The organism is Azospirillum sp. A26, assembly GCF_042604635.1.
Classification (GTDB): Bacteria; Pseudomonadota; Alphaproteobacteria; order Azospirillales; family Azospirillaceae; genus Azospirillum; species Azospirillum palustre.
Map to the genome: position 1 here is coordinate 1,964,712 of NZ_CP170473.1, position 22,258 is coordinate 1,986,969.

Below are 22,258 nucleotides of genomic sequence, written 5' to 3' on the forward strand. Positions count from 1 at the left end.
TTGATAACGCGCCCCTTTTAGGCCCGCATCAGCGCCGTCAGATGGGCGGCGCAGCCTTCCGCCAGACCGGTGGCGTCATAGCCGCCCTCCAGCGCCGACACCACCCGGCCGCCGCAGACGCGGTCGGCAAGCTCGACCAGCTTGCGCGTCACCCATTCGAAATCCTCGTTGGTGAGGCCGAGCTGCGCCAGCGGATCGCGTTTGTGGGCGTCGAAACCGGCGGAGATCAGCAGCAGTTCCGGCTGGAACGCCTCCAGCGCCGGCAGGATGACGCGCTCCACCGCCTGTCGGAACTCGACGGAGCCGCTGTAGGGCTCCAGCGGCAGATTCAGGATGTTGCCGTCGACGCCGCGCTCCCAGGAATTGCCGGTGCCGGGATAGAGCGGCGACTGGTGGGTCGAGGCGAAGAACAGGTTGGGGTCGTCGGCGAACATCGCCTGCGTGCCGTTGCCGTGATGCACGTCGAAATCGACCACCGCGACACGGGTCAGCCCATGGATCTTGCGGGCATGCTCCGCCCCGACGGCGATGTTGTTGAAGACGCAGAATCCCATGGCGCGGGCGGGTTCGGCATGGTGGCCGCAGGGGCGCACCGCGCAGAAGGCGTTGGTCGCCTCGCCGGCCAGCACGGCATCGACCGCGGCGCAGACCGACCCGGCGGCGCGCAGGATCGCACCGCGCGACCCCGGCGACAGCAGCGTGTCGCCGTCCAGCCGCTGATAGCCGTCGGTCGGGACCGCGGCCAGGACCGCATCGACATAAGAGCGCTCATGGACGCGCGACAGCTGTTCCACATCCGCTTCGGGCGCTGACCGGCGCTCCAGGTCGCGGAACTCCGGCCGATCGAGCACCTGCCACACCACGGCCAGCCGTTCCGGCGCCTCCGGGTGGCCGGGGCCGGTGTCGTGCGCGAAGCAGTCGTGATGGGTGAAGATCAGGGTGGTCACGGAGGGTCACTCCCATGGCAAAGGCGCCGCCGGACTCGATGTGCCGGCGGCGCCGCAGTCGGGTGGGGCGGCCCGGGTAGGGCGGCCGGGTGGAACGATCAGTGGGCGTAGGTGGCGGCGGCCGGCGGTTCCGCGACCGCGGTGACGGTGCCGTCCAGCTCCTGCAATTGCAGCCGGGTGAAGTCGCGGGCGCTGACGACGCCGACTAGATGTCCGTCCTCCAGAACCGGAAGATGGCGGATGTGATGCTGCTCCATCAGATGCAAGGCCTGCCGCACGCTGTCGGACGGGGCGCAGGTCACCGGCTGGCGGGTCATCAACTGCGACACCGGCATCGCCATCAGCGAGCTGCCGCGTTCCAGCAGGGCGTGCACGATGTCGCGCTCCGACAGGACGCCGGCCAGCGTGTTGCCTTCGGTGCGGCAGACGTCCTTGACGACCAGGGCGCTGATGTTCTCCGCCTTCATCAGGCGGATGGCGTCGGCGACCGTCGCACTGGTCCGCACGGCGACGACGCGGGCTTGCTTGGTGCGCAGGATGTGTTCGACCTTCATGGCGGGACTCCTGATCGGCTGCGGCTGGCGGGAAAGCCATCTGTGGGGCGGCCCGTCTTCAGGGCCGGCAGGGCGCCCGGCCGGGCGTCGTGCTTTGAATATGGTATGCCAAATACTGTACGCCAATCAAACAATTTCGCTGACCAATTTTGGCGGCGGCCCCAATTTTCAGGCCGCCTCATACGATGGTGCAGCGCAACGGGCCTCGCCCTGTTGCCTCATGATACCAACGCAGCACAGCCATACTGTTCGTAATGCGATATGTTTGTTATGCATGCAAATGGGCTGAGGCATGCGGTATGCGCATGTCCGGCATCATGTACCTTGTATACCAAAAAACTTGAACCAATTGCTGCATCGCGTCATAACGGAATTGTCACGCCGAAGCCGACCAAACAAAAAAGCACCCCACCGAGACACTGGAGCGATGAACATGTTGGAAATGCTGGTTCTGGCGCTTGTGCTGTCCGTCTTCGGCGGCACGGTCCACTATATTCTGTCGATGCAGATCGCCAACGCGGGCAAGTCGCAGCGCGATTTCTCCTCCGCGCCGCTTCGCCTTGCCAACCCGACCGAGGCCGATCTCAAGGAACCGGAAGACGAACTGCCGCCCGGTCCGGCCTGGGCGAGCTTCCCGCGCGCCTTCTGATCCGCGCCTCTTCCTTCCTGTCATCGTGAGAAAGACGGCCTCCCGGGGCCGTCTTTTTCGTTTGTGCCGGCTTTTGTCGCCCTGTCCGGTCAGGCGAGCGGCAGCACCAGCTGGAAGCTTTTGATGGTCATCCGCTTGCGGTGATAGAAGCGGTGGGCCTCGCCGCGCTGGATGCCGGAGATGATCTCCATCTGGGCGCAGCCGCGCTCCCGCGCTTCGCCGGCCAGCCAGTCGAACAGCTTGTCGCCCAGCCCGTAGGAGCGCTTGGCGGAGCTGGTCACCAGATCCTCGACATACATATAGCGGCCGCGCGACAGCGTCTCGTGGACGCGGAAGCCGCCGCAGCCGGCGACCTCGCCATCCAGCCGCAGCAGGGCGAGGTTGTAGCCGTCGTCCATCTGGCGGCGGATCTGCGCGCGGTAGGCTTCGGGGTCGGTCATGTGGGTCCGCAGCTCCTTCATGACCGGGTAGCTGGCGGCGATATCGGCATCGTCACGCGCCACGACGATCTCAATGTTCTGCTGCTGGTCCATGGCGGTCGACTCCTTATCAATATGGGTTCTGCCGGAAAGGGCATCGGCACCGACGGTACGTCCCCGGCGCTGGCATACCATATGCCAGAAGCTTGTCCGGCAAAAAGCTGGCCTGACACACTTTCCGCGTGCCGGAAAACCAATGGCAGGAGGTAGGCCCCGCAGCGGCGCGAATGCAGCCTGCGGAAACAGTTCGTGCCTTCCACTAATCGCTTGCACGGCATTCGGCATCTGGTATACCATATTGATAATTCCAGATCGGATCAGGACCGCACCGATTTGGCGGGGGGCGAAAACCCGCCTCCCACAGCAGTGAAGCGCCCCGGGGCCGCATCCCCGCCGCGCTGCCACTCACAGCAAACAACAGCATCAAATTCCGAAGCATCTCAGAAGACACCAAAACAAAACGCCTAAAGCATCAAAACAGAAGCGACGCCCGAATCGGCAGAGAACCGCTTCCTAGGAGGAGATAGAAGATGCAGCATACGAATTCGGAGGCGCAGGGAGCACCGCTCGGCGGCCGCTGGATGCAGTTGGTCATCGGCGTGATCTGTATGTCGATGATTGCGAACCTGCAATATGGCTGGACGCTGTTCGTCAACCCCATCGATGAAAAGTATCATTGGGGCCGTGCCGCCATTCAGATCGCCTTCACCATTTTCGTCGTGACCGAAACCTGGCTGGTGCCGGTCGAGGGCTGGTTCGTCGACAAGTTCGGTCCCCGCATCGTCGTCGTGGTCGGTGGCATCCTGTGCGCCCTGGCCTGGGTTATCAATTCGTTCGCCGACTCGCTGGCGCTGCTCTACATCGGCGCGGCCGTGGGCGGCGTCGGTGCCGGCGCCGTGTACGGCACCTGCGTCGGCAACGCGCTGAAGTGGTTCCCAGATCGCCGCGGCCTGGCCGCCGGCCTGACCGCCGCCGGCTTCGGTGCCGGTTCCGCCCTGACGGTCGTTCCGATCGCCAACATGATCCAGACCTCCGGCTTCGAGCAGACCTTCCTGGTGTTCGGTCTGGGCCAGGGCCTGATCGTCTTCGCGCTGGCCTGGTTCCTGAAGGAAGCCGACCCGGCCCTGCTGCCGAAGACCAAGAGCAACATTGCTCAGAGCCGCCGCAACTACACCCCGCAGGAGACGCTGAAGTCGCCGGTCTTCTGGGTGATGTACCTGATGTTCGTCATGGTCGCCGCCGGCGGTCTGATGGCCACGGCCCAGCTCGGCCCGATCGCCAAGGACTTCCACCTCGACGGCATGCCCGTCAGCATCATGGGCCTGACCCTGCCGGCGCTGACCTTCGCGCTGACCATCGACCGCGTGCTGAACGGCGTGACCCGTCCGTTCTTCGGCTGGGTGTCCGACCATATCGGCCGCGAAAACACGATGTTCGTCGCCTTCGCCATCGAAGCGGTCGGCATCCTGGCGCTGAACCAGTGGGGCCAGCACCCGGTCGCCTTCGTCGTCCTGACCGGTCTGGTGTTCTTCGCCTGGGGCGAGATCTACAGCCTGTTCCCGTCCTGCTGCGCCGATAGCTTCGGGTCGAAGTTCGCCACCACCAACGCCGGCCTGCTCTACACCGCCAAGGGCACCGCGTCGCTGGTCGTTCCCTTCGCCAACGTGATCGTGTCTTCGACCGGCAGCTGGCAGGCGGTGTTCTTCTTCGCCGCCGCGGTCAACGCCATCGCCGCCTTCATGGCCCTGTTCGTCCTGAAGCCGATGCGTGCCCGCCAGATCGCCGAGGACACCACCCAGCCGGTCGGCAAGCTGGTGACCGAGGGCGCCGACTGAAAGAACCGCGGACCTTCCGCCGACAGGGTTCCCGTTGACCGGGGGGCCAGCCGGAACTCCAGGTAACGGCGGAAGAGTGTAAGGGCGGACTAAGTACCGCCGGAAAAAACGACAAACCGGCATCGGGACCACCGCATTGGTCCCGGTGTCGGTTTGTCGCGTTTTGGGAGGCCGGCCGTGAACCGCATTCACGACCCTCACCCCCGACTGACAGGTCCGGGCAGAGAACGCTCGGAGACTGATATTCTGTATACAGAATACGGCTGGTGCCGTCAACACGGATCGAAAGGGGTGGGTCGGTCATGTTGGGTATTCTTGTCCTGATGCTGGCGGCCTTCTGTTCCGGGGCTCTCAACGCCGTCGCCGGAGGTGGCGCCTTCATCACCTTTCCGGCCCTGCTGTTCGCCGGGGTGCCGCCGGTGGCCGCCAACGCCTCCAGCACCGTGGCGCTGTTTCCGGGGCAGGCGGCCAGCAGCTGGGCCTACCGGCGGGAGATCGCCGCCGGCGGCCAAGTGAATGTGCCGGTCTTCGCCGCCCTCAGCCTCGTCGGCGGGCTGGTGGGCGCGCTGCTTCTGCTGGTGACGCCGAACGCGACCTTCGCCCGCTTCGTGCCCTGGCTTCTGCTGTTCGCAACGGCCGTCTTCGCCATCGGCGCCTATGCGCCGGGCATCGTGTCCAGGCTGCGGCTGGGCGGGCGCAGCGTGCTGGTGGTGCAGTTCCTGATCTCGATCTATGGCGGTTATTTCGGCGGTGGCATCGGCTTCCTGATGCTGGCGGCGCTGACCCTGTTCGGGCTGCGCGACATCCACGCCATGAACGGGCTGCGGCTTCTGCTGGCGATGCTGATGAACGCGGCGGCGGTCGGCACCTTCATCGTCGCCGGTGCGGTGTCCTGGCCGGAAACGGTGGCGATGGCCCTGGCGGCGGTGGCCGGCGGCTATGCTGGCGCCATCGGTGCGAAGCGGGTCGATCCCAAGCTTTTGAAGACCGTGGTGGTTATCATCGGAGCAGTGCTGACCCTGTACTTTTTCGCGAAGGGAGCCTGATCCGAACGGGGTGTATCCGGCGTCCGCAATCTCAACCGAGCCCCCACATTCCGCATTGACATACGGTATGTGGTATACCAAACTCCAGACACAGTTTGCGCGACAGACTGTTGGATGCCGCTGCAAAGCGACCGGTCAGCCGATGGATGCGGCCGGTGCGGGCAGGCTGGCGTCGTCCAGCCCCACAGCATTCAAAAAGTGAAATCGGGGGAGAGGGGAATCCGGCATGAAGATCTGCATCTACGGATCCGGGGCCATCGGCGGCTACCTCGGCGTTCGCCTGCATCAGGCAGGTGCCGAAGTCAGTCTGGTGGCGCGTGGCGCGCATCTGGCGGCGATGCGCGAAAACGGCGTCACCTTGCTGATGGGGGAGGAGAAGACCGTCGTCCACCCCCGCTGCACCGACAACCCGGCCGAACTCGGCCCGCAGGATTATGTGATCGTCGCGTTGAAGGCCCACTCCGTCCCCGGTGTCGTGCCCGCGATGCAACCGCTTCTCGGTGACCACACCGCCGTCGTCACCGCGGTCAACGGCATTCCCTATTGGTATTTCTACGGCACCGGCGGCGAGTTCGACGGCCGCACGCTGGAAACCGTCGATCCGGGTTCGGTCCAGTGGAAGGGCCTTGGTCCCCAGCGCGCCATCGGCTGCGTCGTCTATCCGGCGACCGAGGTGGTGGAGCCGGGCGTCATCCAGCATGTCTATGGCGACAAATTCTCTCTCGGCGAGCCGGACGGATCGAAGTCGGACCGCGTCGTCGCCCTGTCGAAGGCGATGGAGGCCGGCGGCCTGCGCGCCCCGGTGCTGGACCGCATCCGCGACGAGATCTGGCTGAAACTGTGGGGCAACCTCTGCTTCAACCCGATCAGCGCGCTGACCCACGGCACGCTGGAGGTCATCTGCGGCGATGCCGACACCCGCGCCGTCGCCAAGGCGATGATGCTGGAGGCCAAGGACATCGGCGACAAGCTGGGCGTCCATTTCCGCGTCGATGTGGAGCGCCGCATCAACGGCGCCGCCGCGGTGGGCGCGCACAAGACCTCGATGCTCCAGGATCTGGAGCGCGGCCGGCCGATGGAGATCGACCCGCTGCTGTCGGTGGTGCAGGAGATGGGCCGCATGGTGGGCGTGCCGACGCCGACCATCGACGTGGTGCTGGCGCTGGTGAAGCAGCGCGGCGAGACCGCCGGCTGCTACAGCCGGCCGCAGTCCGCCGCTCCCGCCCGCACGCCGGAAGCGGTGGCGGCCCAGTAGGCAAAACCAGAAATCGAGTCAGGCGACGCGGCCGGCGCACACCAGGACTGGGTTCGCGCCGGCCGCCTCAAGGGGGGTGGAGCGTCATGAAGGTCGAGGACATTCTCCGCAAGAAGGGCACGCGCATCGGCATGGTGCGCATCAATGAAACGGTCTCCACCGCGCTGCGCCTGATGAAGGCGGAGAACACCGGCGCGCTGGTGGTCAAGGACGTCTGCCGCACCGAAGGCAACACGGTGGTCGGCGTCATTTCCGAACGCGATGTCGTCCGCGCCCTGGTCGACCGCGGTCCCGCCATCCTGGAGCAGGCGGTTTCGGCGCTGATGACGCGCGATCCCTACTGCTGCAGCCCGTCGGACTCCGTCCGTCATGTGCTGAGCCTGATGGACGAGCACGGCATCCGCCATGTCCCGGTTCTGGAAGGATCCACCCTGGTCGGCGTCGTCAGCGTCCGCGACCTGATCCGCCGCCAGTTGGAAGAGCTGTCGGGCGAGGGCGTTCCGGCGGCCACCGCCGCTGTCACGGCTGCCGCCACAGCCGCCGCCACGGCGGCCGAGGGCTGGGATTTCCCGGTCGTTGCCAACCAGTGAGTGCTGCGGGTGGGGTCGGCGCATGTCCGCCACCCCACCTGAGTTGCCGCTTCGGCGCTTGCCCGCCCTGATCCGGCCCTGACCGGGAGCCTTGACCCAGGGGTGGGCCGATTATTGCCCGCCGCCAAGGCCGGCTTTCGAAAGCAAACGACATGAAGATCGCGATACCCAGGGAGCGCCGCCCGGGCGAGCGCCGCGTCGCCGCGTCTCCCGAAACCGTCAAGAAATTCAAAGCCCTCGGTCTGGACGTGGTGGTGGAGAGCGGGGCCGGTCTCGGTTCCAGCCTTCCTGACGCAGCCTATGAGGCGGCGGGGGCCGTAATCGCCGCGGACGAGGCTTCGGCGCTGGCCGATGCCGACATCGTGCTGAAGGTGCAGAGGCCGCTGATTTCCGGTGAAGGGGAACTGGACGAACTGGCGCTGATCCGTAAGGGCACGCTGCTGTTCGCCATCCTCAATCCCTACAACAGCCGCGACCATGTGAAGGCCTACGCCGATGCCGGCGTCAACGCCTTCGCCATGGAGTTCATGCCGCGCATCACCCGCGCCCAGGTCATGGACGTGCTGTCCTCCCAGGCCAACCTCGCCGGCTACAAGGCCGTCGTCGATGCTGCCAGCGAGTATGGCCGTGCCTTCCCGATGATGATGACCGCCGCCGGCACCGTGCCGCCGGCCCGTGCCTTCATCATGGGCGTCGGCGTCGCCGGCCTCCAGGCCATCGCCACCGCCAAGCGCCTCGGCGCCATCGTCTCGGCCACCGACGTGCGCCCGGCGGTGAAGGAGCAGGTGCAGTCGCTGGGCGGCAGCTTCGTCGCCGTCGAGAACGACGAGTTCAAGCAGGCCGAGACCGCCGGCGGCTACGCCAAGGAGATGTCCGACGACTACAAGCGACAGCAGGCAGCCCTGGTCGCCGAGCACATCAAGAAGCAGGACCTCGTCATCACCACCGCGCTGATCCCTGGCCGCAAGGCGCCGATCCTGGTGACGGCGGAGCATGTGGCGTCGATGAAGCCGGGTTCGGTGATCATCGATCTGGCGGTGGAGCAGGGCGGCAACGTCGAGGGCTCCAAGCTGGGCGAGGTGGTGACCACGGCCAACGGCGTGAAGATCGTCGGCCACGCCAACTACGCCAGCCGCATCGCCGAGAGCGCCTCGCTCCTGTACGCCAAGAACCTGCTGGCGCTGCTGACGTCGCTGCACGGCAAGGAGACGGGCGTGGCGGTCAACTGGGACGACGAGATCGTCAAGGCCATCGCGCTGACCCGCGACGGCGCCATCGTGCATCCTGCCTTCGCGGACGCCCGCGAAGCGCAACCCGCGTGAGGAGGCGGATCCCATGGAACACCCGGATCCCGCAAGCAACATCGCCGCCTTCCGCCAGACCCTGGCGGCCCTGACCAATCAGGTCGATGCCCTGGCCGTCCAGGTGGCGCAGCTGTCGCCGGTCTCGGTGACCGAAGCGGCCAGCCACGGCAGCTTCTTCGTCACCGGCCTGACGGTGCTCGTTCTGGCCTGCTTCGTCGGCTATTACGTCGTCTGGCGCGTCACCCCGGCCCTGCATTCGCCGCTGATGGCCGTCACCAACGCCGTGTCGTCGGTCATCATCGTCGGCGCGCTGGTCGCCGCCGGTCCGGCCGGATTCGGCTTCTCCAAGGTCCTCGGCTTCCTCGCCGTCATCCTGGCGTCCGTCAACATCTTCGGCGGCTTCCTCGTGACCCAGCGCATGCTCTCCATGTTCAAGAAGAAGGGCAAGTAAGACCATGGAAACCTTGTCCGCCCTTCTCTACCTCGTCGCCTCCATCTGCTTCATCATGGCGCTGCGCGGGCTGTCCAGCCCGGAGACCTCGCGCCAGGGCAACATCTACGGCATGGTCGGCATGACCATCGCCATCCTGACCACGCTGGCCTCGCCCATCGTCCAGTCCTACTGGATGATCGTGCTCGGCATCGCCATCGGCGGCGCCATCGGCTATGTGGTGGCCAAGAAGATCGAGATGACGGCGCTGCCGCAGCTGGTCGCCGCCTTCCATTCGCTGGTCGGTCTGGCCGCCGTCTTCGTGGCGCTCGCCGCCTTCTACTCGCCGGAGGCCTATGGCATCGGCCTCCGCGGTGCCATCGCCAAGGGCTCGCTGATCGAGATGGCGCTGGGCACCGCGGTCGGTGCGATTACCTTCACCGGCTCCATCGTCGCCTTCGCCAAGCTCCAGGGTCTGGTCACCGGCAAGCCGCTGGTCTTCCCGATGCAGCATCCGCTGAACGCGGCGCTCGGCGTGCTGACCGTCATCCTGATCGGCTGGCTGGTCCAGTCGAACGCCGATGCCGCGATGTGGCTGATCGTCGTCGTGGCGCTGGCGCTGGGCTTCCTGCTGATCCTACCGATCGGCGGTGCCGACATGCCGGTCGTCATCTCGATGCTGAACAGCTACTCGGGCTGGGCGGCTTGCGGCATCGGCTTCACCTTGCAGAACAACCTGCTGATCATCACCGGTGCGCTGGTGGGCTCCTCGGGCGCCATCCTGTCCTACATCATGTGCAAGGGCATGAACCGCTCGATCTTCAACGTCATCCTCGGCGGCTTCGGCGGCGAGAGTGCCGCTGCCGGCGGTCCCGCCAAGGGTCCGCAGGGTTCGGTCAAGGCCGGCTCGGCCGAGGATGCCGCCTACATCATGAAGAACGCCCAGTCGGTGATCGTCGTCCCCGGCTATGGCATGGCGGTGGCCCAGGCCCAGCATGCCCTGCGCGAAATGGCCGACAGCCTGAAGCACGAAGGCGTGGACGTGAAGTACGCCATCCACCCGGTGGCGGGCCGTATGCCCGGTCACATGAACGTGCTGCTGGCCGAGGCCAACGTGCCCTACGACGAGGTGTTCGAGCTGGAGGACATCAACCGCGACTTCGGTACGGCGGATGTGGCCTTCGTCATCGGCGCCAACGACGTGACCAACCCCGCCGCCAAGACCGACCCGACGAGCGCCATCTACGGCATGCCGATCCTGGATGTGGAGAAGGCCAAGACGGTGTTCTTCATCAAGCGCGGCATGGCCGCCGGTTACGCCGGTGTCGAGAACGAGCTGTTCTTCCGCCCCAACACGATGATGCTGTTCGGCGACGCCAAGAAGGTCACCGAAGAGGTCGTCAAGGCCATGGAAGCGTAACGATTGCTGGTAAAAGAAAGCGCGCCGCTCCTGTTGGGGCGGCGCGCTTTTTTCGTTTTAGAGTTTGTCTGATGCTTATTGAAGCACCAGACAAACTCTAAGCTTTTGGTTTTCCGTGTGATTCACGCTTCAAGCGATTCCGCTTGAACCGATCACACTCTAAGGGCCGGCGTTATCCCGTCACCAGATCGTCCAGCCGGAAGCCGGCGATCTTGTAGATCTCCTCCAGCGCCCGGCCGAACTCCACCTCCGGCTCGTTCGCCACGCGCTCGCGCATTGCCGCCAGGATCTCCTGCTTGCTGCTGAAGCGGACCGCCATGATGAAGGGGAAGCCGAAGCGCTCGCGATAGGCGCGGTTCAGGTTGCGCTGCTCCTGCGCCTCCGCCTCGGTCAGCTCGTTCAGGCCGGCCCTGGCCTGTTCGGTCTGCGAGAAGGCGGTCAGGTTGGCCGGGCGGCTGGCGCGGTCGGCAAGGTCGGGGTGGGACAGGATCAGGGCGCGCTGCCGTTCCGTCCCCGCCGCGCGGACGATGCCGGTCATAGCCGTGCGCAAGGCCGTGGCATCGGCGAAGGGGCGCTTGTCCCAGGCGGCGTCGGCCACCCAGGGGCTATCCTCGAACACGGCACCCAACGCCGCGACGAAGTCGGCGCGGTCCATCCGGTTCAAATCGTCCATGCTGTAGGGCATCTGCTGCGCTCTCACTTCGCGGTGTAGGGATGTTCGGCGATCCAGTGGCGGGCGATGTCGAGCCGGGTCGCCACCCACGCCTTGTCGTGGGCGCGCACATAATCGAGGAAACGCGCCAGCGCCGCCGCACGGCCGGGACGCCCGACCAGACGGCAATGCAGCCCGATGGACATCATCTTCGGCGCCGTCTCCCCCTCGGCATAGAGCGTGTCGAAGCTGTCCTTCAGATAGGCGAAGAACTGGTCGCCGCTGTTGAAGCCCTGGTTGGTCGCGAAGCGCATGTCGTTGGCGTCGAGCGTGTAGGGCACGATCAGCTGCGGCCGGCCATGGCTGTCGTCCCAATAGGGCAGGTCGTCGGCGTAGGAATCGGCGTTGTAGACGAAGCCGCCCTCCTCGGCGACCAGCCGCCAGGTGTTCGGGCTGCACCGCCCGAGATACCAGCCGAGCGGACGGGAGCCGGTCACGCGGGTGTGGATTTCGATGGCGCGCAGCATGTGCTCGCGCTCCACCTCCGCCGGCAGATGCTGGTAGTCGATCCAGCGCCAGCCATGGGTGGCGATCTCCCAGCCGGCGGCCTTCATCGCGGCGACCACCTCCGGATTGCGCTCCAGCGCCATGGCGACGCCATAGACGGTGACCGGCAGGTTGTGCTCGGTGAACAGGCGGTGCAGCCGCCAGAAGCCGGCGCGCGAGCCGTATTCGTAGATCGACTCCATGTTCATGTGGCGGGCGCCGGGAATCGGCTGGGCGCCGACGATCTCCGACAGGAAGGCCTCCGACGCGGCATCGCCATGGAGGACGCAGTTCTCGCCGCCCTCCTCGTAATTGATGACGAACTGCACCGCCACGCGGGCGCCGCCCGGCCAGTTGGCCTGCGGCGGGGTGGCGCCATAGCCGATCATGTCGCGGGGATAAGCGGTGCCGGTCATCGTCGTCTCGCCCTTTTCGCGCTGCGGTCGAAGCGGAACCTACGCTAAGCCATTGGCGGCAGGGGGTTCAACCGGCCGATTGTCTTCCGGCGGCCGAAGACAGTTTCCGGATCTGGACGGGTGGGCAGGGCAGGGCGGATGCGCTTAAGCTGTGGGTCCGAAGTCGCATCGTTGCGGAGACCGTACCCCATGGGCCGCCTGACCACCCACGTCCTCGACATCGCCGCCGGCCGTCCGGCGCCGGGCATGCACATCCGCCTGACCTCGCTCGACACCGGCGCCGTTCTCGGCGAGTTCACAACGAATGCCGACGGCCGGCTCGATGCCCCGGCGCTCCAGGGCGAGGAGTTCAAGACTGGCCGCTACGAGTTGCTGTTCATGGCCGGCGAGTATTTCCGCCGCATCGGCGTGATCTCGGGTGACGGCCCGGACTTCATCGACGAGGTTCCGCTGCGCTTCGGCATCAAGGACGCGTCCCAGCATTATCATGTGCCGCTGCTGGTTTCGCCTTGGGCCTATTCGACGTATCGCGGCAGCTGAGGCTCATCCCCATTCGGCACCGCTTTCCAGCCTGTGGAAAAGGCAACCCGTTGATTTGCCGTACCCACCATCCGCGCGCTTAGCTGTCTTCAGCAACAATCGCGTTTGGTGAGGAGTCGAGCGATGGCGAGAATGACGGCGGCGGAAGCGGCGGTGCGGGTGCTGGAGCGGGAGGGCATCGACGTCTGCTTCGGCGTCCCGGGCGCCGCGATCAACCCCTTCTATGCGGCGATGCAGCGGCGCGGCACGATGCGCCATGTGCTGGCCCGCCATGTCGAGGGTGCCTCGCACATGGCCGAAGGCTACACGCGGGCGAATGCCGGCAACATCGGCGTGTGCATCGGCACCTCCGGCCCGGCCGGCACCGATATGATCACCGGCCTCTATTCGGCGATCGCGGACTCGATCCCGATCCTGTGCATCACCGGCCAGGCGCCGCGCGCCCGCCTGCACAAGGAGGATTTCCAGGCGATCAACATCGCCGACATCGCCAAGCCGGTCGCCAAGTGGGCGGTGACCGTGCTGGAGCCGGCGCAGGTGCCCTACGTCTTCCAGCAGGCCTTCCACCTGATGCGCAGCGGCCGCCCCGGCCCGGTGCTGATCGACCTGCCCATCGACGTCCAGATGGCGGAGATCGAGTTCGACGACGAGACCTACGAGCCGCTGGCGGTCTACAAGCCCTCTGCCACCCGTGCCCAGGTCGAGAAGGCGCTGGCGATGTTCGCGGCGGCGGAACGTCCGCTGGTCGTGGCCGGCGGAGGCATCGTCAACGCCGATGCCTCCGACAAGCTGGTGGAGTTCGCCGAGCTGCTCGGCGTGCCGGTGATCCCGACGCTGATGGGCTGGGGCACCATCCCCGACGACCATCCGCTGATGGCCGGCATGGTGGGCTTGCAGACCGCCCACCGCTACGGCAACGCGACGATGCTGAAGTCCGACTTCGTGTTGGGCATCGGCAACCGCTGGGCCAACCGCCACACCGGCTCGGTCGAGGTCTACACCAAGGGCCGCAAGTTCGTGCATGTCGACATCGAGCCGACCCAGATCGGCCGCGTCTTCATGCCGGACCTCGGCATCGTGTCGGATGCCGGCGCGGCACTCGACCTGTTCATCGAGGTCGCCAAGGAGTGGAAGGCCGAGGGGCGCTTCAAGGATCTCGGCGGCTGGGTCAAGGACTGCCAGGGCCGCAAGCGGTCGATGCACCGCCGCAGCGACTTCGATCAGGTGCCGATGAAGCCGCAGCGCGTCTATCAGGAGATGAACAGCGCCTTCGGCCAGGACACCACCTACGTCACCACCATCGGCCTGTCGCAGATCGCCGGCGCGCAGTTCCTGCACGTCTACAAGCCGCGCCACTGGATCAACTGCGGCCAGGCCGGCCCGCTGGGCTGGACCCTGCCGGCGGCGCTGGGCGTCCGCGTGGCCGATCCGAAGCGGCGCATCGTCGCGCTGTCCGGCGACTACGACTTCCAGTTCATGATCGAGGAACTGGCGGTCGGCGCCCAGCACAAGCTGCCCTACATCCATGTGCTGGTGAACAACGCCTATCTCGGCCTGATCCGGCAGGCGCAGCGCGCCTTCCAGATGGACTTCCAGGTGCAGCTGTCCTTCGAGAACATCAACGCGCCGGAGATCGGCGTCTATGGCGTCGATCACGTCGCGGTGGCCGAGGGGCTGGGCTGCAAGGCGATCCGCGTCACCGAGCCCGACCGCATCCAGGAGGCGTTCACCCAGGCCCAGGCCTGGATGGACCAGTATCAGGTGCCGGTCGTCGTCGAGCTGGTGCTGGAGCGGGTGACCAACATTTCCATGGGCGCCGACATCGACAGCGTCACCGAGTTCGAGGAAACCCTCGACCTGCCGGTGGACGAGAGCGAGACCGTTCTGGTCTGACCGACCGGTCCTTCCCAACGGAAGGCGCGCCCGGCGGCGCGCCTTTCGCGTTTTCAGGCGGCGAAACAGCTGCCGCCGGTCTGGAGCGGATAGCCGATGGCAGCGAGGCTTTCCGCGGAGAACACATCCGTGGGGTCGATGCTGTTCAGCGACACAGACGTCACGACGCCATAAAGGTCGGCATCGTAATTGACCGGGCCTTCGCGGAATCGCGAAAAGGTGGCCACCGCTTCGCCGTCGGGCGGCGGAATGAAGGTCGCGCTGTCCTCCAGGCTCAGATCGTCGATCATGGCGCCGGACGGATCGGTCACGCTGATCTGCGCCCGCAGCCAAAGCTGCTGGTTGTTGGCGGGGTCGGTGGAGGTGCCGGCGGCGATGACGGCGAGCAGATCCTCCGGCGTCCGCGGCGGCTCCGGAATCGTCAGGAACTCACGGTAGAGCGTGTCGTCGCCGATCACCAGAGTGGTGCCGTCGTTCGGCTGGACGAAGGCATCCACCACATGCTCCACCTCGCTGTCGCCGACCTGAACCGATAGAAGCAGCCGGTTGGGCTGGTCGTCGAAATAGCGTCGGAAACTGGTGTCGTCGGTGCTGATCGCGGGATCATCGAACAGCATCGCGACGGTCATGCGGAACGGATCGCCGGTCTGCACGTCCTCGTCCAGGAAAGGGACGGGCAGGTCGATGGTGCCCCGAACATCGAGGACATACAGACCCTCATAGGCATCGTCGCCGTCTCCGTCCCCAGGATGGCCGTGCCCCCAGCCATGCCCCTTTCCGTGGCCCCAGCCATTGCCGTGGTGCCCGCCATGGCCGATGCCGTGCCCGGCGTGTCCAGTGCCATGACCGTTGCCGTGACGTCCGCCGCCATGATCGCTCCACCGGTCGCCTTCGCCCATGCTGCCCTCCCGATTGATCGTCTGCGTTGTCGAAGGCCCCGCTCTGCGCGACCTTCCGTTGACGATAAGCCGGGCTACGGCGCCTGCTTGGCCGGGCATCCGTACATATCTCCACCAGAATCGCCGGACGGGTGGGTTTTTGCACTGCAACGCTCCGAACGGGAGTGGCAAATTCCCAGCGGCGGGTGAGGCGTGCTAGCGTCCGTCCCGATCCGTAAACCCACCGGTTCGGCCCAATCGTCTGGCAGGGAGTCCGCGCGAGCATGGCGTTGCTTGAGAACATGCGCATCTTCGTCCGCGTCGTCGAACTGGGCAGCCTGTCAGCCGCCGGGCGGAACCTGCGCATGTCGCCGGCCATGGTCAGCCACCGCATCCAGCAGCTGGAAACCCATCTCGGCGTCCGGCTGCTGAACCGCACGACGCGGCAGTTGCAGGCGACCGAGACCGGCATGGATTTCTACCAGAGCTGCCTGGAGGTTCTGGAGGCGGTGGAACGGGCGCACAGCAGCATCGCCGCCGGCTCCGGCGTGCCGTCAGGCAGCGTGCGGGTGACGGCGCCCTTGAGCTTCGGCCGCCGCATCCTGGCGCCGTTGGTCCCCGACTTCTGTGCCGCCCACCCACTGGTCGAGGTGCGGCTGCGCCTGTCCGACCATCTGCTCGACCTGCTGCGCGAGGCGGTCGACGTGGCGGTGCGCATGGCGGCGCTGAAGGATTCCAGCTTCGTCGTGCGCAAGATCGCCGACGTGCGCCGTGTGCTGGTGGCGGCCCCGTCCTATTTGTCGGAGCGCGGACGGCCGGAAAGGCCGGCAGATCTGTCCGGCCACAACTGCCTGCTTCTGCGCTTTCCCGGCACCCAGCAATATCAGTGGAGCGTGCTGGAGGGCGGCGAGCCGGTGAAGCTGCCGGTCTCCGGCCGCTTCGACGCCGACGACGGCGACGTGCTGACCGGCTGGGCGCTCGACGGGCGGGGGATCGCCATGAAGCCGCTGTGGGAGGTGGCGGAGCATCTGGCCAGCGGCGCCCTGGTACCGGTGCTGCCCGATTTCCTGCCGGAGCCGGTGACGCTGGCCGTGCTCTATCCCCATCGCGCGCTGGTTCCGGCAAAGGTACGGGCTTTCGCCGACCATATGGTGCCGAAGATCAAGTCGGCATTGTTGGGAATATCGCCGGAGACGATCTTGTGATCGGTGGCGCCAAACCCTAGGGGTAATCCTGACTGGCCGGCCCGGATGCTTTATCTATCCTCCCTGGCGCTGCCGTATGCTGAGGTCGGCCTGCCAAGATACTTTGTTTCCGGAGACGATCCCAATCGTGGCTCGTATCGGGAATGAAGCGGTGAATTGGGAAGCCCTGGCCCTTCCGCATCCGTCCGGCGCGGCATGAGGAAGGGAGGACTCCATGTTTCTGTTCACCAGGGGCGTAAGCAACGAGCGGGCCAAGCTTGAGGCTCTTGACCGGTCGCAGGCCGTCGTCGAGTTCGCAATGGACGGCACGGTGGTGGATGCGAATGGGAATTTCCTGGAGGTGATGGGCTATGGCCTGGAGGAGGTGAGAGGCCGCCATCACAGCATGTTCGTCCACCCCGACCATACGGCGAGCGCCGAATACCGCAATTTCTGGGACGAGCTGAGGGCGGGCCGCTTCCAATCGGCGGTGTTCCGGCGGGTGACCAAGTCGGGCCGCGAAATCTGGCTGCGCGCCACTTACAACCCGATCCTCGGCCCCGGCGGGCGGCCGGTCGGCGTGGTGAAATTCGCCACCGACATCACCGAGGCGAAGCTGAAGGAGGCCGATGCCAACGGCAAGCTCGCCGCCATCGAACTGTCGCAGGCGGTGATCGAGTTCGGATTGGACGGAACCATCCTGACGGCCAACCGGCGCTTCCTCGATCTGATGGGCTACCGCCTGGAAGAGGTGCAGGGGCAGCATCACCGGATGTTCGTGGACAAGACGGACGCCGCCAATCCGTCCTATGCCGTCTTCTGGCAAAGGCTCGCGCATGGCGAGCATCACAATGGGGAGTTCCGGCGCCTGACCAAGAGTGGCGCGCAGGTCTGGATTCAGGCGACCTATACGCCGATCCTCGACCCGACCGGAAAGCCGTGGAAGATCGTGAAGTTCGCGACCGACGTGACCGAGCAGCGGGTCCGCAACGCCGACTTCCGCGCCCAGATCGAAGCGATCAACCGGTCGCAGGCGGTGATCCATTTCAAGCCGGACGGCACGATCCTCGACGCCAACGACAATTTCCTCAAGGCGATGGGATACCGGCTGGAAGAGGTGGTGGGGCGGAACCATCGCCTGTTCGTATCGCCGGAACAGCAGACCAGCGCCGAATACCGTGAGTTCTGGGAGATCCTGCGCGGCGGGAAATTCCACACGTCGCTCTACCGCCGCCGGGCCAGGAACGGGTCCGACGTCTGGATCAACGCCAGCTACAATCCCGTCCTGTCCGAGACGGGAGAGGTGCTGAAGGTGGTGAAGTTCGCCACCGATGTGACCGGCATGATCAGGTCGCGCCTGGAAGCCATCGAGTTTTCCAAGCAGACCGTTCAGAAGGTCGTCGATGTCGCCGGGTCGGTCGAGCAGATGTGCATGTCCGCAACGCGGATTTCAGCCGACATCCTGAAATCCCGCGAGGTGGTGGATGAGATCGACCGACGCACGGCGGCGGCGGACAGCGCCACCGGCCGTTTGAACGACGCTGCGGCGGCGATGGACGGTGTGGCGAAATTCATCGACGCCATCGCCTCCCAGATCAAGCTGCTGTCGCTGAACGCCACCATCGAGGCGGCACGGGCGGGCGAGGCCGGCCGCGGCTTCGCAGTCGTGGCCACCGAAGTGAAGTCTCTGGCCGAACAGACCTCCGGCGCCACCGAGCGGATCGGCGTCGAGATCGTCGCCATGCAGGAGGTCGTCCGTCAGGTTGTGGAGGCGCTGGGCGGCATCGCCAAGTCGGTGGACAGCGTGAAATCCACGGTCCATGGCGTTGCAACCGGCGCCGAGGAACAGATGGCCCTGACCGACGGGGTGGTGTCGAACATGCATCAGGCCCGGAGCGGCGTCGAGGCGATCAACCGCAATCTGGAAGAGATGCTGATCCGGGCGCGCTGAGCCTCACACCCCGCGCGAGCGCACCAGAAGCACGCGTGCTTCCTCCGACGCACGGTGCAGGTGGGGCAGGAACTGCACCTCCATCTCCGGGCAGGTGACGCGGGCGGCCTGGGCGCTGATGTTCATCGCCGCCACAACCCCTCCGGCGGCGGTGCTGATCGGCACGGCGATGGAGCGCAGCCCCAGCTCCAGCTCCTGGTCGACCAGCGAGAAGCCGCGGTCGCGCACCCGTTCCAGCTCGCGCTTCAGCGCGTCGGGCGCGGTGATCGTCCGTTCGGTGAAGGGCTTCAGCGGCACCCGCGCCAGATAGGCGTTCAGCTCCGCCTCCGGCAGCGCCGCCAGCAGGACCCGCCCCATCGAGGTGCAGTAGGCCGGCAGGCGGCTGCCGACATTCAGCCCGACAGACATGATCCGCTTGGTCGCCGCACGGGCGATGTAGACCACGTCGTCCTCGTCCAGGACGGCGGCGGAGCAGGATTCCTGCACCGCCCCGCTGACCTGCTCGATCAGCGGGTCGAGAATCGTCGCCAGCGGGGCCGACGACAGGAAGGAATAGCCGAGCGCCAGGATCTTCGGCTTCAGATGGAAGGTCCGGCCGTCCGACCCCGCATAGCCCAGCTGCATCAACGTCAGCAGGCAGCGCCGCGCCGCCGCCCGCGGCAGGCCGGTGATCTTGGCGATGTCGGCGATGGTCAGGTTCGGCTCACGCTCGGTGAAGGCGCGAATCACCGACAACCCGCGCGCCAGCGAGGTCATGAAGTTCGGATCCGACGCCTCTTCCGCCGCACCGGAGGGTGTCTTGTCTGCGGCCCCGGCCAGTTGCTGGGTTTCGGCCATGCGCGGGTTCCTTCGCTATGAGCGATCCTGAACGGCCAAATTAGGGCGATTAACGCGCAATAGCCAGAGAAATCGAACAGAATCGGCCGCAACTCCGTCGGCAGCAGAAATAGTTCGAGGTGCCCGCAATTGGCCTTGCGGGTGTCTGGCATCTGGTATACCGTATCGATAATTCAAAAACGACGCGCCACTCAGTACCAAGGGCCAAGGGCGATCGTCCCAACGCTCGCACGAACAACGCTCACGACAACAAGCGGCGCCGATGGCGTCGGCGCGCAAAGGGTCGGAAACGTGATGAACCGGGAAAGATTCAGTGTCGAACCCCTCGAACAGGGGATGAGCTTCAAGGCCAAGGCCTACCAATCGCTGCGACAGGCCATCACGCAGATGAACATCTACGGCCAGAGCAACGAGATCAGGTTGGACGAACGCCGTCTGTGCGAGGCGTTGGGTGTCAGCCGCACCCCGGTGCGCGAGGCGATGGCGCTGCTGGAACAGGAGGGGTTCATCCGCTCCCAACCGCGGCGCGGGATCTTCGTGGTGCGCAAGACGAAGGCCGAACTGGTGGAGATGATCACGGTGTGTGCCGCCCTGGAAGGCATGGCGGCACGCCTGTTCGTCGAAAACGCCACCACGGAGAAGCTGGAACTCCTGCACGCCGCGTTCGACAAATACACGAAGGCCGAACTGGCGGAGCATGTCGCCGAGTATTCGGACGCCAACATCGTCTTCCATCAAAGCATCGTCCAGGCTTCGGGGTCCGCTTTGATCTCGGACCTGACCGACCGCTTCTTCATCCATATGCGTGCGATCCGCCGCGCGACGATGGGCCTCGGCGACCGTGCCGACCAGTCCATCCACGAGCATCGGGACATCATCGAGGCGCTTGCCGCCCGCGATGCCGATCTCGCGGAGCGCCGCGTCCGGGAACACACGCTCGGTCTCGCACAGTACGTGGAACGGCATTGCGCCTTCCTCGACTAACCAACTTTGAACCTTTTTGGAGCCTCGGGGAGGAGTCACCCATATGTCTACTGCGGCTGCAACGATCACTAAGAACCAGGCCACGGAAGCATCTGTTGTCGAAGACGCGCCGGCGCTGACCGACGGCTTCCAGCTCGTCATCGACGCGCTCAAGCTCAACGACATCAACAACCTGTATGTCGTCCCCGGCATTCCGATTTCCGACCTGCTGCGCATGGCGCAGGCCGAGGGCATGCGCGTCGTCTCGTTCCGCCACGAACAGAATGCCGGCAACGCCGCCGCCATCGCCGGATTCATGACGAAGAAGCCGGGCGTCTGCATGACGGTGTCGGCACCGGGCTTCCTGAACGGCCTGACCGCGCTGGCGAACGCCACCACCAACTGCTTCCCGATGATCCTGATCAGCGGCTCGTCGGAGCGTGAGGTCGTCGATCTCCAGCAGGGCGACTATGAGGAGATGGACCAGCTCGCCATCGCCAAGCCGCTGTGCAAGGCTGCCTTCCGCATCCTGCACGCCCAGGACATCGGCATCGGCGTGGCGCGCGCCATCCGCGCCGCCGTGTCGGGCCGTCCGGGCGGCGTCTATCTCGACCTGCCGGCCAAGCTGTTCTCGCAGGTGATGGACGCCGCGGAAGGCGCGAAGTCGCTGGTCAAGGTGGTCGATCCGACCCCGGCCCAGTATCCGTCGGCCGAGGCGGTCAACCGCGCGCTCGACCTGCTGAAGGGCGCCAAGCGTCCGCTGGTGATCTTCGGCAAGGGCGCCGCCTATGCCCAGGCCGACGGGACGATCCGCTCCTTCGTCGAGAAGAGCGGCATCCCCTTCCTGCAGATGAGCATGGCCAAGGGCCTGCTTCCCGACACCCATCCGCAGTCGGCCGGTGCCGCCCGCTCGCTGGTTCTGCAGGAAGCCGACGTGGTCATGCTGGTCGGCGCGCGGCTGAACTGGCTGCTGTCGCACGGCAAGGGCAAGACCTGGGGCAAGCCCGGCTCCAAGAAGTTCATCCAGGTCGACATCGAGCCGCGGGAGATGGACAGCAACGTCGAAATCCATGCCCCGCTGGTCGGCGACATCGCGTCGGTCATGGAAGTGATGCTGAAGGGCATCGACGGCGGCCTGACCCCGCCGACCGACTGGATGGCCACCGTCGCCGCAAAGCGTGAGCAGAACGTCGCCAAGATGGCGCCGAAGCTGATGAGCAACGCGTCGCCGATGAACTTCCACGGTGCGCTGGGCGCTCTGCGCCGCATCATCAAGGAGCGTCCGGACGCCCTGCTGGTCAACGAGGGCGCCAACACCCTCGACCTCGCCCGCGGCATCATCGACATGTACGAGCCGCGCAAGCGCCTCGACGTCGGCACCTGGGGCGTGATGGGCGTCGGCATGGGCTACGCCGTCGCTGCGGCGGTGGAGAGCGGCAAGCCGGTTCTGGCCGTCGAGGGCGACAGCGCCTTCGGCTTCTCCGGCATGGAGGTGGAGACGATCTGCCGCTACAACCTGCCGGTCTGCATCGTCATCTTCAACAACAACGGCATCTATCGCGGGACCGACGTCAACCCGACCGGCGGGAACGACCCGTCGCCGATGGTCTTCGTCCCCGGCTCGCGTTACGACAAGATGATGGAAGCCTTCGGCGGCGTCGGCGTCCATGTCACCAACCCGGACGAGCTGTACCGCGCCGTCAACGAGGCGATGGACAGCGGCCGTCCGACCCTGATCAACGCCGTCATCGACCCGGCCGCCGGCACCGAAAGCGGCAACATCGGCAGCCTCAATCCGACCAGCTCGGTCCGCAAGATGCCGTCCTAAGGGACGGCATCGGGGAAGCGCCTGGTCCGACCAACACGACTTAAGAAGCAGGGGGAGAAAT

Annotated in this window: 21 protein-coding genes; 14 read left to right on the forward strand and 7 right to left on the reverse strand. The window is 65.9% G+C overall.

Annotated features, from left to right (window positions below; all coding sequences use genetic code 11):
• Positions 1-17 precede the first annotated feature (17 nt).
• Positions 18-947, reverse strand: coding sequence for a histone deacetylase family protein (locus tag ABNQ39_RS22895; protein WP_098737462.1), 930 nt, complete (start codon positions 945-947; stop codon positions 18-20).
• A gap of 98 nt (positions 948-1,045) precedes the next feature.
• Positions 1,046-1,501: a CBS domain-containing protein gene (locus ABNQ39_RS22900; RefSeq protein ID WP_209798293.1), complete on the reverse strand. Its 456-nt coding sequence runs from the start codon at positions 1,499-1,501 to the stop codon at positions 1,046-1,048.
• A 427-nt stretch (positions 1,502-1,928) separates the two neighbouring features.
• On the opposite strand from ABNQ39_RS22900, the gene ABNQ39_RS22905 reads away from it, so the two are divergent.
• Positions 1,929-2,150 (forward strand): hypothetical protein, encoded by a 222-nt coding sequence (locus ABNQ39_RS22905; RefSeq protein ID WP_098737466.1) that lies wholly within the window; start codon positions 1,929-1,931, stop codon positions 2,148-2,150.
• Positions 2,151-2,239: 89 nt separating this feature from the next.
• On the opposite strand, the gene ABNQ39_RS22910 is transcribed toward ABNQ39_RS22905, so the two are convergent.
• The gene (locus ABNQ39_RS22910; RefSeq protein WP_376960843.1) at positions 2,240-2,683 is read right to left on the reverse strand and encodes a GNAT family N-acetyltransferase; all 444 of its coding nucleotides are present in this window, start codon (positions 2,681-2,683) and stop codon (positions 2,240-2,242) included.
• Positions 2,684-3,159: 476 nt separating this feature from the next.
• On the opposite strand from ABNQ39_RS22910, the gene oxlT reads away from it, so the two are divergent.
• The 7 genes from oxlT (at position 3,160) to ABNQ39_RS22945 (ending at position 10,509) form a co-directional block, all read left to right on the forward strand.
• Complete coding sequence (gene oxlT / locus ABNQ39_RS22915) at positions 3,160-4,464, forward strand: oxalate/formate MFS antiporter (protein ID WP_376960846.1); 1,305 nt, start codon at positions 3,160-3,162, stop codon at positions 4,462-4,464.
• A gap of 302 nt (positions 4,465-4,766) precedes the next feature.
• Positions 4,767-5,510, forward strand: coding sequence for a sulfite exporter TauE/SafE family protein (locus tag ABNQ39_RS22920; protein ID WP_376960848.1), 744 nt, complete (start codon positions 4,767-4,769; stop codon positions 5,508-5,510).
• A 226-nt stretch (positions 5,511-5,736) separates the two neighbouring features.
• The gene (locus tag ABNQ39_RS22925) at positions 5,737-6,765 is read left to right on the forward strand and encodes a 2-dehydropantoate 2-reductase (RefSeq protein ID WP_098737473.1); all 1,029 of its coding nucleotides are present in this window, start codon (positions 5,737-5,739) and stop codon (positions 6,763-6,765) included.
• Between the two features lie 86 nt (positions 6,766-6,851).
• Entirely contained in the window at positions 6,852-7,355 is a 504-nt protein-coding gene (locus tag ABNQ39_RS22930; protein WP_376960851.1) for a CBS domain-containing protein, read from the forward strand.
• 152 nt (positions 7,356-7,507) lie between these two features.
• Positions 7,508-8,677 (forward strand): Re/Si-specific NAD(P)(+) transhydrogenase subunit alpha, encoded by a 1,170-nt coding sequence (locus ABNQ39_RS22935; RefSeq protein WP_376960853.1) that lies wholly within the window; start codon positions 7,508-7,510, stop codon positions 8,675-8,677.
• Between the two features lie 13 nt (positions 8,678-8,690).
• Positions 8,691-9,110 carry an NAD(P) transhydrogenase subunit alpha gene (locus ABNQ39_RS22940; RefSeq protein WP_376960855.1) on the forward strand — a complete coding sequence of 140 codons (420 nt, stop codon included), beginning with the start codon at positions 8,691-8,693 and terminating at the stop codon, positions 9,108-9,110.
• Positions 9,111-9,114: 4 nt separating this feature from the next.
• Complete coding sequence (locus tag ABNQ39_RS22945) at positions 9,115-10,509, forward strand: NAD(P)(+) transhydrogenase (Re/Si-specific) subunit beta (protein WP_376960857.1); 1,395 nt, start codon at positions 9,115-9,117, stop codon at positions 10,507-10,509.
• 172 nt (positions 10,510-10,681) lie between these two features.
• On the opposite strand, the gene uraD is transcribed toward ABNQ39_RS22945, so the two are convergent.
• A complete protein-coding gene (gene uraD / locus ABNQ39_RS22950) occupies positions 10,682-11,194 on the reverse strand; it encodes a 2-oxo-4-hydroxy-4-carboxy-5-ureidoimidazoline decarboxylase (RefSeq protein ID WP_376960859.1) in 513 nt (170 codons plus the stop codon).
• Positions 11,195-11,205: 11 nt separating this feature from the next.
• Positions 11,206-12,123: an allantoinase PuuE gene (gene puuE / locus ABNQ39_RS22955; RefSeq protein WP_376960861.1), complete on the reverse strand. Its 918-nt coding sequence runs from the start codon at positions 12,121-12,123 to the stop codon at positions 11,206-11,208.
• A gap of 189 nt (positions 12,124-12,312) precedes the next feature.
• Between puuE and uraH the strand changes: the two genes are divergently transcribed.
• The gene (gene uraH / locus ABNQ39_RS22960) at positions 12,313-12,663 is read left to right on the forward strand and encodes a hydroxyisourate hydrolase (RefSeq protein ID WP_376960863.1); all 351 of its coding nucleotides are present in this window, start codon (positions 12,313-12,315) and stop codon (positions 12,661-12,663) included.
• 123 nt (positions 12,664-12,786) lie between these two features.
• Complete coding sequence (gcl, locus tag ABNQ39_RS22965; RefSeq protein WP_376960865.1) at positions 12,787-14,556, forward strand: glyoxylate carboligase; 1,770 nt, start codon at positions 12,787-12,789, stop codon at positions 14,554-14,556.
• A gap of 53 nt (positions 14,557-14,609) precedes the next feature.
• Here the strand turns inward: gcl and ABNQ39_RS22970 are convergent, their stop codons facing one another.
• Positions 14,610-15,455 carry a hypothetical protein gene (locus tag ABNQ39_RS22970; RefSeq protein WP_376960867.1) on the reverse strand — a complete coding sequence of 282 codons (846 nt, stop codon included), beginning with the start codon at positions 15,453-15,455 and terminating at the stop codon, positions 14,610-14,612.
• Positions 15,456-15,718: 263 nt separating this feature from the next.
• Between ABNQ39_RS22970 and ABNQ39_RS22975 the strand changes: the two genes are divergently transcribed.
• Both ABNQ39_RS22975 and ABNQ39_RS22980 read left to right on the forward strand, forming a co-directional pair.
• On the forward strand, positions 15,719-16,639 hold the full coding sequence (locus ABNQ39_RS22975) for a LysR family transcriptional regulator (protein WP_376960869.1): 921 nt from the start codon (positions 15,719-15,721) through the stop codon (positions 16,637-16,639).
• Positions 16,640-16,853: 214 nt separating this feature from the next.
• The gene (locus ABNQ39_RS22980; protein WP_376960871.1) at positions 16,854-18,569 is read left to right on the forward strand and encodes a methyl-accepting chemotaxis protein; all 1,716 of its coding nucleotides are present in this window, start codon (positions 16,854-16,856) and stop codon (positions 18,567-18,569) included.
• 3 nt (positions 18,570-18,572) lie between these two features.
• On the opposite strand, the gene ABNQ39_RS22985 is transcribed toward ABNQ39_RS22980, so the two are convergent.
• Entirely contained in the window at positions 18,573-19,406 is an 834-nt protein-coding gene (locus ABNQ39_RS22985) for an IclR family transcriptional regulator (RefSeq protein WP_376960873.1), read from the reverse strand.
• 294 nt (positions 19,407-19,700) lie between these two features.
• Here ABNQ39_RS22985 and ABNQ39_RS22990 point away from each other — a divergent pair, with 294 nt between their 5' ends.
• Together ABNQ39_RS22990 and oxc are read left to right on the forward strand one after the other, a co-directional pair.
• The gene (locus tag ABNQ39_RS22990; RefSeq protein WP_085083968.1) at positions 19,701-20,390 is read left to right on the forward strand and encodes a GntR family transcriptional regulator; all 690 of its coding nucleotides are present in this window, start codon (positions 19,701-19,703) and stop codon (positions 20,388-20,390) included.
• Positions 20,391-20,433: 43 nt separating this feature from the next.
• Positions 20,434-22,197 (forward strand): oxalyl-CoA decarboxylase, encoded by a 1,764-nt coding sequence (oxc, locus tag ABNQ39_RS22995; RefSeq protein WP_376960876.1) that lies wholly within the window; start codon positions 20,434-20,436, stop codon positions 22,195-22,197.
• Positions 22,198-22,258 lie beyond the last annotated feature (61 nt).